This window comes from Pseudarthrobacter sp. WHRI 8279 (assembly GCF_040224115.2).
Lineage (GTDB): Bacteria > Actinomycetota > Actinomycetes > Actinomycetales > Micrococcaceae > Arthrobacter.
Map to the genome: position 1 here is coordinate 79,621 of NZ_CP168163.1, position 16,846 is coordinate 96,466.

Genomic DNA, 16,846 nt, shown 5'->3' on the forward strand with positions numbered 1-16,846 from the left:
TGATGGCGAAGCCCAAGAAGATTGCGGCGTTCACGCCTTACTACACGGAAGAGCAGGCCGAGGAGGTCCGTGCCGCTTTCGTGAATGCCGGCAAGCCTGAAGAGGGTGATGCGAGCGTTTCGGACTTCATTGTCCGGGCCAGCATGCGTGAGGCGAAGCGCTTGCAGCGCAAGTACAACGGCGGCAAGCCGTGGCCTCCGGTGAAGGCCGGGGATCTGCGCCGCGGGCAGCGGACTATGGATGAGATGCAGCACCGGAACGAGGGCACCTAGCGATGGGAAAGTTGACCGAAGACATGAACCAGCCCCGCTTCCTGACTTTGGCCCAGGTCGCCGACGAGTTGAACGTGAGACAAAGCCTCGTTCAAGGTCTTATCAGGACGGGGGAGTTGCGTGCTTTTCAGGTCGGTGGAAGGGGCATGTGGCGCATTGGCCGACAGGACGTCGAAGACTACATTGACCAGGCCTACCGGCGTACCGCTGAGCGCATAGCGGCCGGCGATCTCGAAGATGGGACTGAGGCCGAGGCTCAGGAGTAGCTAGTCGGGCACATAGCGGGGCCTGATTTCTAGGCCGACGATCTGAGGTTCCCCTAGGCCAGGGCTGAAGACGGTGAAGAAATACTCGAACTCGCCGTCATTCCCCCTTGAGCTGCAGATGGCGGCGTTGCCGATGTCGTTCGATCGCCGCTTGCACGGTCGGTCCGCCTTCATCTCGAAGTCAACCCCTGATAACACTGCTGTGATGTCGTCCGCCGTGAGCTCTTTTCCAGTCTCCCAGGTCCGGTGAAGACTGGGGCATGGGTTCGTGCTGATGCACATGAACCGCTCCGGCCGGACAGTCTCCCGGGTCAGTTTCCAGTCGGCCGGGATGGCGAAGCGATCTGCCTGTGACAGCATTCGATCGGTTACTTTGTCCTCGGCGGACCGGACCACGAAGAAGGTAGTGGCAGTAAGAACCAGGATCACCGCAAAAACTAACCAGAGTTTGTGCTTCACTGAATCCCCAATCCGTGCCTGTTCCGGCCAGCCTAACCCTGTGCTTGCCCCTTCCCCAGGACACGCCCGCAGTTCTCCCGCAGAACTGCCGGTGCCTTGGCGCACCCTGGTCCCGCGGACGACCAACCCGCGCGCGTTTAGAGATAGGGAAGGCCGGCACCTATGACAGGTGGCCGGCCTTCCTCAGTTTTCTTAGGCAGACGCGCTTCTTGTGAAACCTTTTGCTGCGGCTGGTGCCGTTGCTTGGATCACGCGGGCCTGCGGTACTGGGTGGTGATGAGCGCCGCCCTGCAGCTTGTGGTTGTCACCGCCCGTTACCGGGCTGGAGGTCCCCCGAGCGCCTTACAAGCCGGCCACTGCTTGCGGTTCCGTCGCTGCCCAACCCCGCCCCGCCTGGACGGTGTGTGTCGTCCCTGCTGGAGAGACCCGACCCCTGCGATAGGTGGGTCGGCGGCGCAGGTGGTGGTCCATGGGAAAGGGCTCCGTTGGTGACTCCAGTGTTCCCAGGCTGTGCACATTCGCCGGTCCCGGCGGTGAGGTTCGTACCTTGGTGTCCTGGCGTTTGTGTGCAGCCGGTCAGGTGGGTCCCGTCGTCCACATGTGTGCGGGAAAAGCCCGAAGGTTTTAGCTTTTGCCGTGCCCATGTGGGCGAGGGGCTTAATGATCCTGCGCGGTTTCCTCGTCGGCTGAGTCGGTGTCTGCTGCGATGCCGTTGGGGGATCCGGCGGTCTTGGCCTGGGCTTTGCGGCGCCGGCCCGCGGCGGCGGGTTCGAGGCCGAGCTTTTTGAGTTCGTCAGGGCTCCAGCCGTCGCGGGTTGCTTTGACGTAGGCGCGTTTGTCGTCGCGTTCAGCGGCGGCGAGCTGGTCTTTGAGGTCGGTCACGCGCTGGCGTGCCTGGACAAGTTCTTCGACGGACTTGATGCGTGAGTTGAGCAGGGCGCGTGCCTGGTTTTTGGTCTCTTCGATGTTGATGGAAGCCATGGTGTTCGGTGTGCCTTTCGTGGTGTTGCTGTTTTAGCGTTCGAGGTCGGGGGCGCTGAGGTATGCGTGGGGTGCGCCTCCGGGTCCGGGGGAGGTGTCGCCCGCGCTGCTGTGGAGTGCGGCGCTGGGGTGTTGTGGAAAGGAGAGTTCGGCGAGTCTTATTGAGGCTGGCAGGGGCGCCTGGTCGCTGCCGATCCTTTGTTCGTGGTGCTCGATGACTTCTGCGAGTGTTACCCGGTCGCTGGAGCGGATCACGTCGGCCGTGGGCGGGATCTCCGCCGCGACCATCATGGCCAGCGTTTGGGTGTGGTGGCGTTCAAGCGGAGGGAGGGCCGCTTCGATGCTTCGCGTCAGTTCGGGAAGTATCGATTTCTGGTCCGACGTCAGCGGCGGTCCGGCATCTCGGTCGGTGTCCGGTGCGGTGCGGTGGCTGTTGTCTTCCGGGTCTGCCGGGAGGTTCACCTCGATGTTGACGGCGTGGCCGTCCTGGACGATTCGGGCGCTTGTTCCGGTTACCTGCAGGTGGCGGGTTGCGACATTGTCGATGCTCGCGCACACCTGGTCGGTGCCACCGCTGAGACGTTCTTCGGCAGCTTGCTGGCGCGCGAGGTTGACAGGGTTGAGGTCCCGGTCGACGCGGAGTTCGATATAGATGTGACTCGGGCGTGAGGCGGTCGCCTGGTGGTAGGTGGCGAGCTCAACTCGGGGTGCTGGTTCCGCCGGGTAGTCGGCTTCGGGTTCCCAAAGTTCGTCGTCTGCGTAGGGGCCGTCGTAACTGTCGACTGCTGCTAGTTCGTCTGCGATCCGCTCCTTTTCCGCGCGGGCCTTGGCAGCGGTGGTGATGGCGCCCAAGGTGTTCTGATCGGTTCGGGCTGCGTCAAGAGCTGCGATGAGTTCCGCGTCCGGAAGGAAGTCTCGGGCGACCATGTTTGCGATGTCGTCGGCGGACCAGTCTGGCCCGAATTCCACTTCCCGCGGGTTCACGACGATGCAGTGGGAGCCGTATTGGTCGGTGAGTGCGGGAATTGTCTTGTTGATGTGGTCGGAAATAGCAATGTTGGTGATGAACGGGTCGCTGTCGAGCTGCCCGTCGTTGATGGCCAGCGCCAAGTTTTCCCATGCTCTGGCCACGTCTGCGCTGTGTTCAAAGCAGCGTGTTCTTTTGGACCACCACCGGTTGGTGGGGTCGGCGTCGGCTTCGGCGTACTGCCGGCGTTGACGCGGGTCGTTCATGTCCTGAATGTAGTCCTGCCTCATTACGTCCCCCTTCGTGAATGTCGCATCGGGTTCGAGTCTATTGACTCAGGGCCGCGCGTCCGGGGTGCGACACGCGGCCGATGGCCACCGCCAACCACGCGCATTGGCGTGAAGGGCGGGAACCGCAACAGCGGCGGAGCAAGCTATACATTTACACGGGCGTAAATGGCGTGTCGCTCACAGCCCTGCGGCTGTTTGCTTGGCACACTGGCTTGTGTGGTCCCCGGTTTTGGGGTCGCTGCGCTGGGCTTTTGAAGTGCTGGGCCGTTGAGGGAATTGGGGGAGTGTGTGTCTGCCGAGAATGAGAAGCCGCGCTCCAAGCTTTCCAAGCGGCGGCGGGCGAATGCCCCGGCGGGGACGAAGAAGCGCCGCGATGTCTGGGTGACGGCGGAGGAGGAAGCGGCCTTGGTCGCGAAGGCTGCCCGGCAGAAGGTCACGGTCCCGAACCTGCTGCTGACTGCTGCGCTGTCGGAAGCCTCCGAGGCTCCAACGGAGCGCAGGGCTGCGATGGCCGAGCTGATGGCGATCCATACGTTGCTGGCGCGGGTGTCGAACAACGTGAACCAGATCGCGCGGCACGCCAACGCGGGCGATGAGTTCCCGCAGGACGCCAAGGCGGCGCTGGCGTATGTGCGCGAGGTTGCGATGCGGATTGACCGGACGATCGAGGGGCTGATGTAGGCCGATGATTCCGAACATCACCCGCGGCTCACGGATGTCCGGGCTCATGCTGTACCTGGCCTCCACCGATGCGGATAAGACGAAGAACGCGCACACCGACCCACATCTGGTGGCCGGCGACGCGGCCATCATGGCCTGGTACGACGACGGCGTCCTGGACAGGGCCGACGCGGTCGCGATCGCGAAGCATTTGGACCAGCCGCGCAAGGCCTTCGGTGTCGAGGTATTGCAGAAGGATTTCCGCTGGGACCCGGTCAAGAAGGAACGCGTACCGAACGGACACAAGCACGCCGATGTGTGGCACTGCTCCCTAAGCCTCCGCGCCGAGGAAGGTGCACTGACGGATCAGCAGTGGGGCGACATCGCGAACGACTTTGTCGACGCCATGGGCTTCACCGAGGCCATCGGAAAAGCCCAGTGCCGGTGGGTAGCGATCAACCACGGAACGAGTGAGAACGGCAACCACCACATCCACATCGCCGTGTCCCTCGTCCGCGAAGACGGCACCAAAGCCTCCACGCACGGCGACTACAAACGCGCACAACAGACCTGCCGCGAACTGGAAACCAAGTACGGGCTCGAAGAGCTCTCCAGCGTGCACGCCACGCGGGGCTACGACCGGGCAGAGAAGGCCACTGCTGTCCGGGACGAACGCGAAATGCACCGCGCATCCCTGGCCCGCAAGGTGCGCGCCAGCGCCACCGCATCCGAAAACGAAGCGGAGTTCGTCCGCCGCGCCCGGGACACGGGACTGCTGGTCCGGCCGCGGTACGCGAAGAACACTACAGATGTCATCGTCGGCTACTCAGTGGCCGAACGGCCGAAGCCGGGGGAGAGGCCTATCTGGTTCGGCGGCGGCACCCTCGCCACCGACCTGCGCCTCGGTGCGTTGCGGCAGGAATGGCCCGACACCCCGCAGGCTGCGACAGAAGCTGCCGCCGAATGGAACGCCGCCGCACGGAACAAACGGAAGGCCAACCCCCGCGGCCCGGAGAGGGGCACCCCGGATCCCCAGTTGTGGGTTGACTACACCCGCAACGCCACCGAACTGGCAGACCAGCTGCGAAGCATCCCACGGGACGATCACGCGACGTGGGCCAAAGCGGCCAGGGACGTTTCGGGCGCGTTCGCGGCATGGTCCTACCGGCTCGAACAAACCCCCGGACCACTGGCCGCCACGGCCGCGGAACTGTCCCGCACCGCGCAGCTTCGTGCACCCCGGCAGCACGGCAAGCCTGTCGCACTTCCCTCCATTGCCGGCACGGCGATGTTGTTCATGGCCGTATCGAGCAAGAACAAGACGGCAGCGCAGACCGCGCTCATGGTGCAGCTGATTAACACCGCCTTCGCGGTCTATGAAATGCATGCCCAGTCAGGCCGGACCCGGGAAGCCCAACGCATCCGTTCAGTGGTCGAGAACCAGCTGGCCCCGTTCACCGCGACCATGCCCAAAGCCATACCGGTGGGAGCAGAACAGCAGCCGGCCCGAGAGTCAGCGCCGTCCAGGGCAGTTGATATTGGACGCCGCGGCTTGGCCCCCATCCGCCCAGGATCTGTGCTGCCAACGACACCCACACCGGCCATACCCGCGAAGACCTACCAACCCAGCCGACGCGACTCCGGGCCGGGACTCGACCGATAAGAATCACACCACCAGTGCAAGGGGAACACCATGAGTGAATCAGATGGCATCGACGACATTCTCGACAACGGAATACGGCAATCCCTGATGGTCGCATCCCGCATCGCTGAGACGCTCGCCCGCCGCCGGCAAGAGGCCCAGCGGCAGCAGGAACACCAGGACATCCAAGTGGCGCACGAAGCCCGTGCGCGCGTCGCCGCCGAACGCACCGCCGCCCACGCCGCACTCGCCCCCGTGCACAATGATCAATGGTGGGACAAGGCCCAGCCGGCAGACATCGCGACGGCCCATGCCGTCGCGGAAGGTTGGAAAGACCAGGATCCCACCGCCCTGCACGCATCCGAAAAGATCCGGCAGGAAGTCCTTGCCCGGTACGGCATCGACACCCACGACGTCGGGCCGGACACGATCTCCCTCGAAACGAGGATCCAAGCCACCTCAACTGGACCGCGGAACCAAGGCAACGACGACCACCAAGGCCAGCTCGCACAGGCCACCGCCTGGGCCGCTAAACACCAACCAGAATTCTTTGCAGACTGGCAGCGGCGCAAAAACTTCACCGACACCGTGGACGCTGAGCGCTCCGCTGAATCGGAGCTGATCCGCCACTGGCAAACGGCCACCGGCGAAGCCGCCCGGCCAGCCAATGCTGACCAGGTCCCGGCACAAGCCCAGGACGACCATCAGGTGCAGCTGGCCCAGGCCCGCGCATGGGCCGCAGAACACGACCCGGATTTCTTTGATGACTGGAAAAGGCGCCACGGCTTTGCGGATTCCGTCGCCGATGAGCACCGCGACGAGAGGAATCTGATCCAGCGCTGGCACAACGCCGTCGCCCAGGAAGACACGCGCAAGGCAGCCATCGAACATGAAAAGGCCATGCAGTTGCTCGCAGCTGCCCGCGCAGAAGAACTCCGCACCCAGGCCAAGACACTGGCACCTGAAATGGAGCGCCACCACGTCCCGGAGGAGTACCTCGCCAACCACGAGCTGGCAAAGGCTCTGCAGAAAGCCCACAACGCGAAAACCCCTGCAGCTGTGACAGCAGCCGACGCTGAAATCCAGGAGCGCATGTTCCTTATCGGCAAGGACGGTATCAACGGCCCCGACATCGACCAACTGCGCCACGAGACCACCGCGAACGTCAACGGCGTGCGGGACGCCCACTTCAAGGATCCCGCGTTCGTGCAAGCTGCCAAGGAGATGCACGAAGCCAGGCTCCTGGCCGAGGGCGGCTTCAAAGGCACCACGTTCTCCGCACCGGAACAACGATACGAACAAGCCGAAAAGGAACTCTTCACCCGCCTCGAGGGCCTCGGCCGCGACATCGAGAACCGCGTCACCGGCAACAACAACCGGCTCAAAGACCAAGGCCTCAAGGCGGAAACCGCGCCGGAGGCCGGCTACGGCTCCGCTGAGCACCACGAAAAATTCGCCGACTCCCTGGAAAACACCGGAGCGAATGAAACCCAGATCCGCGGGCGCCTTGCCGCAGCCCGCAGCGAGGGCACACACCCCAGCTCAGCGGTAACCCCGGGCAAGGGCGCAACCAAAGCGAGAAAGTCCCGCCGAGGCGCCACGGTAGGGGCAGAACGGGGCAAGAACGGGTTGAGCCGATAGCAAAGGAAAAGAGGATCACGGACACCCTGTAACCATTTACGGCTGTTTGGTTTAGGGTCCCGGCGGCGACGGGGCGTGAGACCTGCGCGGGCACCAGCAGGGCAAGAAGCCGTTCTGCAGCGACGCTTGGCACTGCTTCTTATGAAGGAAATCATATGACGCGAGAGTCTGGACCCAAATCCGGTACCGAGGACAGGCTCTGGCACATACTGCGGACTTTAGCGTGATGACCTAAGGCCCGATAACGCACGGGTAAGCCAGCTCCCTTAATTGTCCAGACGGTGTCTGGACAATTAAGGGAGGCGGTCGGAACCTCCGGCTACTGTGGAAGCCATGACGCAGCTCGACCCCGAACTTCCCGGAGATTACGCGGCCGCATTGGCGGCCTTGAAAAGCCTCGTACGGGAAGCTCAACACCGGGCTCAACGCGTGGTCAACGCAGCCATGATTGAGCTCTACTGGAACATCGGACGCACAATTCTGGACAGACAGCAGAACGAGCCGTGGGGGAGCAAGGTCCTCGAACGGCTCGCGCGCGACCTGCGGGCCGAGTTTCCCCACATGAAGGGTTTTTCCCGCACCAACGTTTACAACATGCGTGCCTTCGCCGCGGCTTGGAACGGCCCGGAACCAATTGTCCAGACACCGTCTGGACAATTGAGCTGGAGCCACAACGTTGCACTCCTGAACAAGCTCCCGGAGCACGAACTCCGACGATGGTACGCCTCTAAAGCTGTGGAGCACGGCTGGTCGGTAGCCGTTTTGGAACACCAGATTCTTACCAAACTCCACCACCGCACAGGTGCAGCACTGAACAACCTCGAGGCGAGACTGCCAGGTGAGGGAACCGCCTTGGCGCGGGAAGTGGCCAAGGACCCACTGGTGCTCGACTTCTTAGGGCTCACAGAAGAGGCCGAGGAACTCGCCATCGAGGAAGCCATGACGCTGCGCATGTCCCAAACACTGGCAGAGTTTGGTAAGGGCTTTGCCTTCTATGGTCGGCAGTACCACCTCGATGTAGGCGAAGGCTTCTACATCGACCTCCTCCTGGTGCACGTACCCAGCAACAGGTTCGTCGTCGTTGAACTGAAGGCCGGCAAATTCAAGCCGGAACATTTGGGTCAACTCAACTTCTACGTATCGGCCGTCAACGACCTCGTGAAGTTCCCCGGGATGGCACCCACCGTAGGCATCCTGGTCTGTGGATCCAAACACGAGCCCACAGTCCGCTACGCGCTGGACGGATCCTCACAGCCCATCGCCGTCGCCTCATATACCTATGACACCCTGCCCCCGGAGGAACGAGAAGCGCTCCCCTCACCAGAAGCAATCACGGCCGCGCTCGATCAACGTGCCAGCGAAGAGTCACCCGACGGCGAGTGACCTTCAGCCGCGTCGGCCTGATATTTTCTGGTGTTCCTGAGCGGTCAAACCGCAGGGTAAGGGTGTCCGGTTGAAACCTAAGACCCTCTCGCCTGCGTGTGCGGAATCGTCCGTTTGGCCCCTATCCTGACGGCCCTGCCAGGATCAATCTGACGTCCGGTTGGGGTGTGCCCAATGCTGGCAGAAGTAGGCGGCGGGAGCATCGTGGACTGAGGCGAAGCATTCGGGGAATTCCGGACCGTATTTCAGGGTCTTGAACAGCGCCTCGCTGTTATTCCGAATTCTTATCTGGGGTTCGTTTTGCCCTGTACGTAACGGCGGTAAGAATCCTTTTCTTGCTCTAGCCATATCCACTCAGCCTCGCCGGACGCGCACTGGCCTTTGGTTTGCTCGTGGTCAGCGTCGACTTGCTCACCGGGATAATGGGTATGGCTTCGCTTGGTCAAGTGGCCTACTTTGGGGCTGGCGCTTATACAGCCGGCCTAGTTGGCATTTATGTCTCAGACAGCGGCCTGGTTCAGCTAAGTGTGGGCGCTGCGACCGGAGTCGTATTGGCGCTACTGACGGGTGCCGTCGCGGTGCGTACTGCGGGCACGGTGTTTCTTATGATCACCCTAGCTATCGGCGAGGTCGCCCACATCGGTGCTGAATCCCTCGATGTGGTCGGCGCGAGCAACGGCCTGGCTGGTATCCCTCCGATCAGCGTACTCCCCGGTGGGGCGCCGCTGGCCTTACCTGGTCACGTCTACTGGTGGATTTTGGCAGTCTTTCTCGTCGGTTACTGCGTCGCCACAGTCGTCAGCCGCTCGCCTCTGGGTCGATCGATGCGTGGAGTGCGGGACGGGGAACTCCGGTTAGGCGCGTTGGGTCAGACCTCTTACCCTGTCAAGCTGCTCGGTTACACCATTGCGGGTGGTGTTGCGGGCGCCGCCGGGACAGCATGGGTCGCCCAGACAAATTTCATGTCTCCGGACGACATGGGTTTCGAAATTGCTGCCTTGGCGCTTCTCTGTGTCGTGCTCGGTGGAGCCGGGAGCCTCTGGGGACCGGTGATAGGCGCATGCCTTGTCATTTTCGTGCGTGACTGGCTGGGCGGATATCTTGAGGGCCGGGGCACACTTCTGCTCGGGATTATCTTTGTCGTCGCCGTGTACTTGTTGCCAAAGGGCTTCGCTGGCATCAGGTTGCGCAGACTGCAAAGAAAGGGAGATCGGTCATGACGAGTACTTCAGACAGCGCCATACTCGATATTCGGGATCTTACGCTCAGCTTCGGATCCCTCACGGCCGTCGATGCGGTCACGTTACGTGTTTACCCAGGTGCGCGCCACGCGCTTATCGGGCCCAACGGCGCGGGTAAATCTACGCTCTTTGGTGTCATTGCTGGCCGTCTTCGTCCCACGAGCGGGAAGGTTTTTTTCAACGGCCAAGACGTCACTGGGCTGCGGGAGGCGGGTCGGGCACGGGCCGGTCTGCTGCGCACGTTTCAACATTCCAGCCTCTTTTTAGCCATGAGTGTTCTGGATAACGTGCGCCTCGCGGTGGAACGGGCGACTGGCCAGCCCCGGCGCCCCTGGCCCAACCCATTTGCGGATCTTGCTGTCACTGAGGCTGCTATGACGCATTTGGAGACTGTGGGGCTGGCATATCGGTCTGCTTCGCTATGTGGCGTGTTGTCCCACGGTGAACGACGTCAAGTTGAGGTGGCCATGGTGCTCGCTTGCAACCCCCGGATGGTCCTTTTTGATGAGCCAACAGCAGGAATGTCGGTGGCGGAGACTAACCGTTTCGCTGAGATCGTGGAGTCATTGCCTAGAGAGGTCACTGTGGTTGTCGTTGAACATGACTTGGACATCGTCTTTCGTCTGGCTGAACGCGTCAGCGTGCTCGCAGCCGGACGGCTCATCGCAGATGGAACACCGGAGCAAGTGCGCGCAGATGACGGCGTGCAGGAAGCCTATCTTGGTCGAAACAGCAGAACCGCCCTGTTCGGAGCGGCCTCATGAATGGCGGGCCGCTGCTGGAGGTCAAGGACTTGGTGTCCGGTTATGCGGGCAGTCGGGTACTCGATGGGATCTCTCTAACGGTGAATGCGGGCGATGCTGTGGCCATTCTGGGTCGCAATGGAGCAGGCAAGACCACCCTCTTGGAAACAATTATGGGGATGGTAAGTGCCTCGGGTGGCCACGTTCGGGTAAATGGCAAAGACGTAACCGCCAAGGCTCCAAACGTGGTCTCACGGGCCGGTGTGGGGATAGTTCCACAAGGGCGGCGCGTCTTCGCACCATTGACCGTGGAGGAAAACTTGGAGATAGCGCTGCGCAAGCGCTCGGGGGATTGGTCGATTGAGCGGGTCTATGATCTCATGCCACGCCTTCGGGAGCGCCGGACGAACCTCGGCTCACAGCTATCTGGTGGCGAGCAGCAGATGCTCGCCATCGGTCGAGCGCTGCTGGGTTCTCCTCGACTAATGCTGCTCGATGAGCCTTCCGACGGGCTGGCTCCCACGGTTGTCGAACAGGTCGGGCAGATTATTGTCGACTTGGCCAGCTCCGGAATGGCCATTCTGATCGTGGAACAGGATCTCCGACTTGCCTTTGCTGTCTCCGAAGACATTGCAATCATGCGCAAGGGAGAGATCGTCCACCGGAGTAGCGTGGCGGATTTTCGGAGGGACGAACGACTTGCACAGAATCTTCTGGGGGTGGGCTGAGAAGCGTCGGAACCGTGGGATTTGGTCCACTATTCGATCCCTCGGTCGAATCGAGGCGAGGCGTTCGGCCACGAGCTCGGAGATTGCTTCCAAAGATTGATTCGCGGATGTGCGTGAGTTGAGTTGCACCGGCGAATGAAGCCGCAAGAGAACGTGCAGGTGCTGAAGAACTAAGCCTCGTGTCTCATTAGAGCCCTCCCCGAGAGTTCGACTCATTTTCCGAAACATAGACCTCACGACGTCAGTGCTCTTCGCGAGAAACTGGCCACCACTCCGCACAGTGATCACGCCGCCTGGGCGCGCAGGGCAGCCGCATTTGGTGTGTGGTCCAGGCGCATCGAACAGACCCCGGGGCCGCTGGATGACGCCGCACGTGAGCTGTCCAAATCAGCCCAGCTTCGCCGCTGCCCGGGGCGGCCGGCGGTCGCGCTCCCGTCTGCACGGGGCGCGACAATGATCCTGCCGGCTGCCAGCTCAAAGAGTGAACGGGCAGCCTACGCCCTGATGTTCCGGCAGCTCGCCCAGACAGCGCGGGCCATCCACGACATCCACAAAGCCACCGACGACCTGCGACGCGTCCGCGGCCTTGCCGCAGCGGTGATCAAAGTCGTTGAAGCCAGCGCCCCGACACAGACCATCAAGGCGCAGCCCTCACTATGGAAGCATTGCGGGAACAGCACCCGGGAGCCCGCGAAGAAGCCTTCCGGGCGCGGCTCATCGCCGAATGGTCACGGGGCGGTAGGGGACTGTATCAGGGATGCAGGGGTCCATGGAGGCCTGTCGCGGACCTTGATTTCGATGCGTTCCGCATCCTGGATCTTCATGACTTGCTCACCTTGCTGGGACGGATAGGTAGGGCGGTATAGTCCTGCGCTTTTTCATACAGGGTTCGAGGTTCGACGCCATAGGCTTCCAGCCAGAGAGCGTCCGCAGTAACGGCCATGTCCTTGACATATCCGGTCCGGATGGTTCGGCCTTCTTTCTGAACCTGGACCTGCCTGCCGGCTAAATCCTTCCAATCTGTCAGCGGCCATTAGGAATTGCCCACGGGCGGCCAGAGGCCTGCCCGCCGATGGCCACCTCGACTGCCCGCCGGCGGTCACCAATAGACCGTCGTATTGGCCGCCTGTGGGCAGGACGCTCTTGAGCCAGGCGCCATAATCTGCGGCTCGGCCGGAGAAGCACCGTGCCTACACACCAGTGGAGCCGCGTTAACGAACGGGATGGGCCCCAGGGCGTCTCCCGGGGATCATTGGGCCCGACCGGACGGAAGGGCGGGAACAGTCTCCGCAGACCGTCAGGCGGTTTGGCGTCGGGAATCGAGCTGAACCGTGTAGCCAAAGGGGACTTCATTGCTGAGGCCGACGACGAAGTGCCCGTCTTCGAGCCGGGTCACGAGGATGCCGTGCGTCCGTTGCCGCCTGGCGCTCTCGATCATCCGGTCGACCGCCGCAGCGATGCAGCGGTCCATGGAGGCCCGGTCGCGGACCTTGATTTCGATGGGTTCCACATCCTGCATGTTCATGACTTGCTCACTTCGCTGGGTCGGACGGGTAGGGCGGTATAGCCCTGCGCTTTTTCATACAGGGTTCGAGGTTCGGCGCCGCAGGCTTCCAGCCAGAGAGCGTCCGCAGTAACGGCTACGTCCTTGACATACCCGGTCCGGATAGTCCGGCCTTCTTTCTGAACCTGGACCTGCCTGCCGGCTAAATCCTTCCAATCTGAATGGTCTCCCATGGATCTGCCTTTCGTATCGCAATTCATTGTCTTGCTTGTGCCTGCGGCCTATTGCCCGCGCGCGCTCCGAGGGTGCGCTCCAGCCACGCCAATTGGGAGACGCAACTTAGGCCTGCGCGCTCTCCCACCTCGAGTACTCGCTCGAAGTTGTCGGACGATGGTGGCGGCGCCGAGTGTTCGCGGGGTTTCCGACCCTCACAGAGTGTGTTTTGGCTGGCCGTCTGCGGGCATCTTTGATGTCCATGACCGGGCAAACCGCGTGGCCGCCACCGTGCACCGAACTGGCCGCATGTGGGTAGTTTTTCATGGCCGCTAACACCAATCTGCATGGTCTCCCATGGAGTTGCCTTTCGTATCGCAATTCAATGTTTTGCTCGTGCCTGCGGCTTATTCCCCGGGAATTCCCACCCATCGGTCGACTCGGACCAGCATCTGCGGTCCGAACCAGGAAGCATCTCGCCGTCACAAACGGGCATGTCGTGCGCTCCACGGGTGCGATCCAGCTACGCCAATTGGGAGACGCACCCTAGTACTACAGCCGCGCTTATTGTCGCGCTTGTCGTTTCCGGTAGTGGTGTTCGCGTGCGCTTATCTTCAGCTAGCTCCAGTTCGCCGGGTTCCCCGGGATTCTCGGACGGCAGCGGAGCGGGCTGGGAATTTTGTTAGGTCCTGTTAACCGCCCTTGGCGCCCGGCCTTTCCAGTCGGGCGCCAAAGGTTGACGATGATCTGAGCTGCCATGGAACCACGGCGGATTTTTTTGGGTTGTCGCCTTCCCGGTCCGCAGGACTTCCTATCTGTGAAGCAGCCCGCCATTGACAGAGATTGTTTGTCCAGTGATGTAGCTGCTCTCGTCGGAGAGGAGGAAGGCGGCAAGGCTGGTCATGTCGTCGGGACCGGCTGTGCGGTGCAGAGCTTGGCGAGCCATCATTGCCTCTTTTTGGGAGGAGGATACGGTGTCCCGCGATACTTCTGTGTAAACCGGACCCGGTGACAAGGTGTTGACCCTGATGCCGAATTCGCCCAACTCATGGGACAGTGAGAATGTCATGCCTGCCACCCCGCCTTTGCTTGCGACGTAATGCAGATAGCCCTGTCGTCCCATGGCGACGGCATCGGATCCGATGTTGATTATGCTCGCCCCTGCCGAGGCGCGCAGCAGCGGCAGGAGAGCTTTGGTCAGCAGCCAGGGGCCCTTGAGATTGACGTCCATGAGCCGGTCCCATTCGTCTGTGGATATTTCCCAGAACGGCTTCATGGTAATGGTCGAGAAGATCGCGGCGTTGTTGACCAGCCCGTCAACGCGACCGAATTCCTTCGTCAGCGATTCGGCAAGCTCAGCGCAGCTGTTGGCTGAGGCGACGTCGGTTGCAAAGGCAATTGCTTTTCCCTTGCTGCCGTTCTCGTTGAGGGCAGCTGCTGCCTTTTCCACGCTGTCTGCCGCACGGTCAGCGAGCACAACCGTTGCGCCTTCGTCCACTAACTTGCGCGTGTAGGCGAGGCCGATGCCTTGTGCCGCGCCTGTTACGACGACGACCTTGCCGGCCAAATCTGTATAGCTCATGAAAGTACCCATTCCCTGTATGTCTTTTCGTCTGCCGGAACAATCTCAGTGGAGAGGCACACGAGGCAGCCGGGGCAAAAGCTCTGCCTGATGACGATCGGTCTGTCGGTGAACAGTGCCGGGTCCGCCCTCACGCCCGGACCGGCCGCGATTGAGGGGCGTTCGTTCCGGATCGCACGGGTCATGGACGCTTGGACGGAGTCTCCGACTGTGGCCCCGCAGTGGCGGCATGCGACGGTGCCGGTGTCGGTCACTGCCAGGTTTGTATCGATGTTCATGCCGGTGCTCCAGTCTTTACTTCGTGCTCTGACAAGCCGGCGCGTTCGAGCCGGAGAATTTGCCGTTGGCGGGTGGTGGCGTCCAAGTCAACGGTGCCGGTTTCGTCGACTGCCACGCCGTAAACGCCCATGGCCGCCGGTTGTGAGACCTTGCCCTTGAGTACGTCCGATGCCACGTTCTGGGGTTCGCGCAGCAGCGGATCGCCGAGGCCGCCACCGCCCTGCCAGTGGGTGTAGTACACGTCCCCGACGCCCAGATCGGTCTCGAGGTGCGGCGGCACCGTGTGGCCTTCACCTCCGAGGTCTCCCAGGGAGGAGGGCATTTCACCGGTCTTGAATTGCTCCGGGACATTGGATCCGCGCACGAGAACGTCATATTGGGTGGCTGCGGGGTATCCGCCGGCGAGGCCGGGCGCCTGCGGCACCGCCTTGCCGGGGGCTGAGACAACTATGTGGACCGCACCGACCGGTGAGTCGTGTGGGATGAAGCAGCTTGAGCCTCCAACGCCGCCACGGTATTTCCCGGGTCCGCCAGAGTCTTCTTCTTCGCGGCGCCACAGGTACAGAATCGGAAAGCTGAATTCGTTAATTTCGACGTCCGCGACCCTGCCCATCGGGATGCAGTTCAGACCGCCGGTATCGACACCGTCGCCGTCGACTTTGGCGCCGAGGCCCCCGGCCATTGCGTCGCAAAGCATGGTGACGAATCCGCCGCCGCGCTGGTCGACGCCTGCGAGAACGGTAAGGTCCCAGGATCCGCAGCACACACTCATGAGGTGCTCGGAATGTTCCGGGTGGGTGGAGAGCATGCTGGCAATCGTTTCGGAGACTGCGTTCTGGGTCGACCAGGCGGAGGCGACCGAGCCCTTGCCGATCCCGGCCGGGAAGGTGCAGTTATTGATGGTGCCGGGTTCGCTGATGATCTCGATGGTGCGGTAGATTCCGCCGGGGGCCCACGGGATGTCAGGGCAGAGCATGCTCAGCACGATCGGCATGATCCCGCCGCGCAGGCCGGCCAGGGTGCAGTTGATGATGCCCTCTACCTGCGGATCGGTACCGGTGAAGTCAAAGATAAGCCGGTCACCGGTCTTGGTCATGTTCAGGACGATCTTGTAGACGTTCCGGTCTCCTGCCCGCCCACCGTCCTGGTGGGCCACGGCACCCCAGGTGCCGTCCGGGAGGTCCAGGAGTTTGGCGCGGAGTCTTGACTCGGAGTCATTCATCATGCGTTTCATGACGGCCTTGACGGTGTCGCGTCCGTATTTGTTGATAAGCGCGGTCAGCCGGTCGTGGGCGACGTTGTTGGCCCCGATCTTGGCGCGCAGATCCAGTGCCACGAGTTTGGGGACACGGGAGCGGCGCAGGTAGACGTCTTCAACGTCGGCGCGGACGGCGCCGTTTTCGACGATCTTGATCGGCGGTGTGGGCAAGGATTCCCAGAACACGTCCATGCCGTCGACCGACCAGCTGCCCGGAGAGACGCCGCCGAGGTCGACCTGGTGCGCTACTGCGCCGGTCCATCCGAAGAGCTCTCCGTCGTGGAAGAGCGGTGCGAGGACGGTGACGTCGTTCTGGTGCAGACCGCCGCCGACCCAGGGGTCATTGCACAGGAACATGTCGCCGGGGTTAATGCCCGGGTTGGCGCTGCGGTTCTCCAGTGTCCACTTCGCCGCCATGTCCAGTGAGGAGGCCAGCTGCATGTTGTATAGGCCGACCTGGACGGTATCTCCGGCTTCATCCATGATGGCGGCCCCGAAGTCGTTGCAGTCGGTCACGACGACCGATCCGCTCATCCGTTTGATTGCATCGCCCATCTCCTCCGTGATGGCCGCCAGACGGTGACGTATGACTTCGTAGGTGAGGGGATCCAGGCCACCCACGGTCGCGTCGTCGACGATGTGGAGGGACAGTGAGCCGATTCGGCGCTGATCGGTGCGAAGCGGGGCGGGCTGAAGCGCGAACTTTTCAGACCCGGAAATGGGAACGATAGGCATGA

Annotated in this window: 14 protein-coding genes and 1 pseudogene; 9 read left to right on the forward strand and 6 right to left on the reverse strand. The window is 62.2% G+C overall.

Annotated elements, in window-relative coordinates; translation table 11 throughout:
- The first annotated feature begins 2 nt into the window (after positions 1-2).
- Both ABRP28_RS20425 and ABRP28_RS20430 read left to right on the forward strand, forming a co-directional pair.
- Positions 3-272, forward strand: a complete 270-nt coding sequence (locus ABRP28_RS20425) for a hypothetical protein (protein WP_350005475.1) — start codon at positions 3-5, stop codon at positions 270-272.
- A gap of 2 nt (positions 273-274) precedes the next feature.
- Positions 275-538, forward strand: a complete 264-nt coding sequence (locus ABRP28_RS20430) for a helix-turn-helix domain-containing protein (protein ID WP_350005477.1) — start codon at positions 275-277, stop codon at positions 536-538.
- Here the strand turns inward: ABRP28_RS20430 and ABRP28_RS20435 are convergent, their stop codons facing one another.
- The 3 genes from ABRP28_RS20435 to ABRP28_RS20445 form a co-directional block, all read right to left on the reverse strand.
- On the reverse strand, positions 539-997 hold the full coding sequence (locus ABRP28_RS20435) for a hypothetical protein (RefSeq protein ID WP_350005479.1): 459 nt from the start codon (positions 995-997) through the stop codon (positions 539-541). It abuts the gene before it with no gap.
- Between the two features lie 657 nt (positions 998-1,654).
- Positions 1,655-1,978, reverse strand: coding sequence for a hypothetical protein (locus tag ABRP28_RS20440; RefSeq protein ID WP_350005481.1), 324 nt, complete (start codon positions 1,976-1,978; stop codon positions 1,655-1,657).
- A gap of 33 nt (positions 1,979-2,011) precedes the next feature.
- Positions 2,012-3,235: a hypothetical protein gene (locus ABRP28_RS20445; protein WP_374153018.1), complete on the reverse strand. Its 1,224-nt coding sequence runs from the start codon at positions 3,233-3,235 to the stop codon at positions 2,012-2,014.
- A 288-nt stretch (positions 3,236-3,523) separates the two neighbouring features.
- Here ABRP28_RS20445 and ABRP28_RS20450 point away from each other — a divergent pair, with 288 nt between their 5' ends.
- The 7 genes and pseudogenes from ABRP28_RS20450 (at position 3,524) to ABRP28_RS20480 (ending at position 11,273) form a co-directional block, all read left to right on the forward strand.
- Entirely contained in the window at positions 3,524-3,916 is a 393-nt protein-coding gene (locus tag ABRP28_RS20450) for a MobC family plasmid mobilization relaxosome protein (protein ID WP_350005485.1), read from the forward strand.
- 4 nt (positions 3,917-3,920) lie between these two features.
- Positions 3,921-5,558, forward strand: a complete 1,638-nt coding sequence (locus tag ABRP28_RS20455; protein WP_350005487.1) for a relaxase/mobilization nuclease domain-containing protein — start codon at positions 3,921-3,923, stop codon at positions 5,556-5,558.
- A gap of 30 nt (positions 5,559-5,588) precedes the next feature.
- The gene (locus ABRP28_RS20460; protein WP_350005489.1) at positions 5,589-7,178 is read left to right on the forward strand and encodes a hypothetical protein; all 1,590 of its coding nucleotides are present in this window, start codon (positions 5,589-5,591) and stop codon (positions 7,176-7,178) included.
- Between the two features lie 333 nt (positions 7,179-7,511).
- Positions 7,512-8,561, forward strand: a complete 1,050-nt coding sequence (locus tag ABRP28_RS20465; protein WP_350005490.1) for a PDDEXK nuclease domain-containing protein — start codon at positions 7,512-7,514, stop codon at positions 8,559-8,561.
- 365 nt (positions 8,562-8,926) lie between these two features.
- Positions 8,927-9,781, forward strand: a pseudogene (locus ABRP28_RS20470) (branched-chain amino acid ABC transporter permease); the annotation flags it as partial.
- Positions 9,778-10,566 carry an ABC transporter ATP-binding protein gene (locus tag ABRP28_RS20475; RefSeq protein ID WP_350005492.1) on the forward strand — a complete coding sequence of 263 codons (789 nt, stop codon included), beginning with the start codon at positions 9,778-9,780 and terminating at the stop codon, positions 10,564-10,566. The pseudogene ABRP28_RS20470 and the gene ABRP28_RS20475, both read left to right, overlap by 4 nt.
- Positions 10,563-11,273, forward strand: a complete 711-nt coding sequence (locus tag ABRP28_RS20480; protein WP_350005494.1) for an ABC transporter ATP-binding protein — start codon at positions 10,563-10,565, stop codon at positions 11,271-11,273. The genes ABRP28_RS20475 and ABRP28_RS20480 overlap by 4 nt, the downstream gene beginning before the upstream one ends.
- A 1,297-nt stretch (positions 11,274-12,570) precedes the next feature.
- Here the strand turns inward: ABRP28_RS20480 and ABRP28_RS20485 are convergent.
- The 3 genes from ABRP28_RS20485 to ABRP28_RS20495 all read right to left on the reverse strand — a co-directional run bounded on the left by ABRP28_RS20485 (position 12,571) and on the right by ABRP28_RS20495 (position 16,844).
- Complete coding sequence (locus tag ABRP28_RS20485; RefSeq protein ID WP_350005496.1) at positions 12,571-12,798, reverse strand: hypothetical protein; 228 nt, start codon at positions 12,796-12,798, stop codon at positions 12,571-12,573.
- A 1,003-nt stretch (positions 12,799-13,801) separates the two neighbouring features.
- Entirely contained in the window at positions 13,802-14,572 is a 771-nt protein-coding gene (locus ABRP28_RS20490; RefSeq protein ID WP_374153019.1) for an SDR family NAD(P)-dependent oxidoreductase, read from the reverse strand.
- A 274-nt stretch (positions 14,573-14,846) separates the two neighbouring features.
- A complete protein-coding gene (locus ABRP28_RS20495) occupies positions 14,847-16,844 on the reverse strand; it encodes a hydantoinase B/oxoprolinase family protein (RefSeq protein ID WP_350005500.1) in 1,998 nt (665 codons plus the stop codon).
- Between the last annotated feature and the right edge of the window lie 2 nt (positions 16,845-16,846).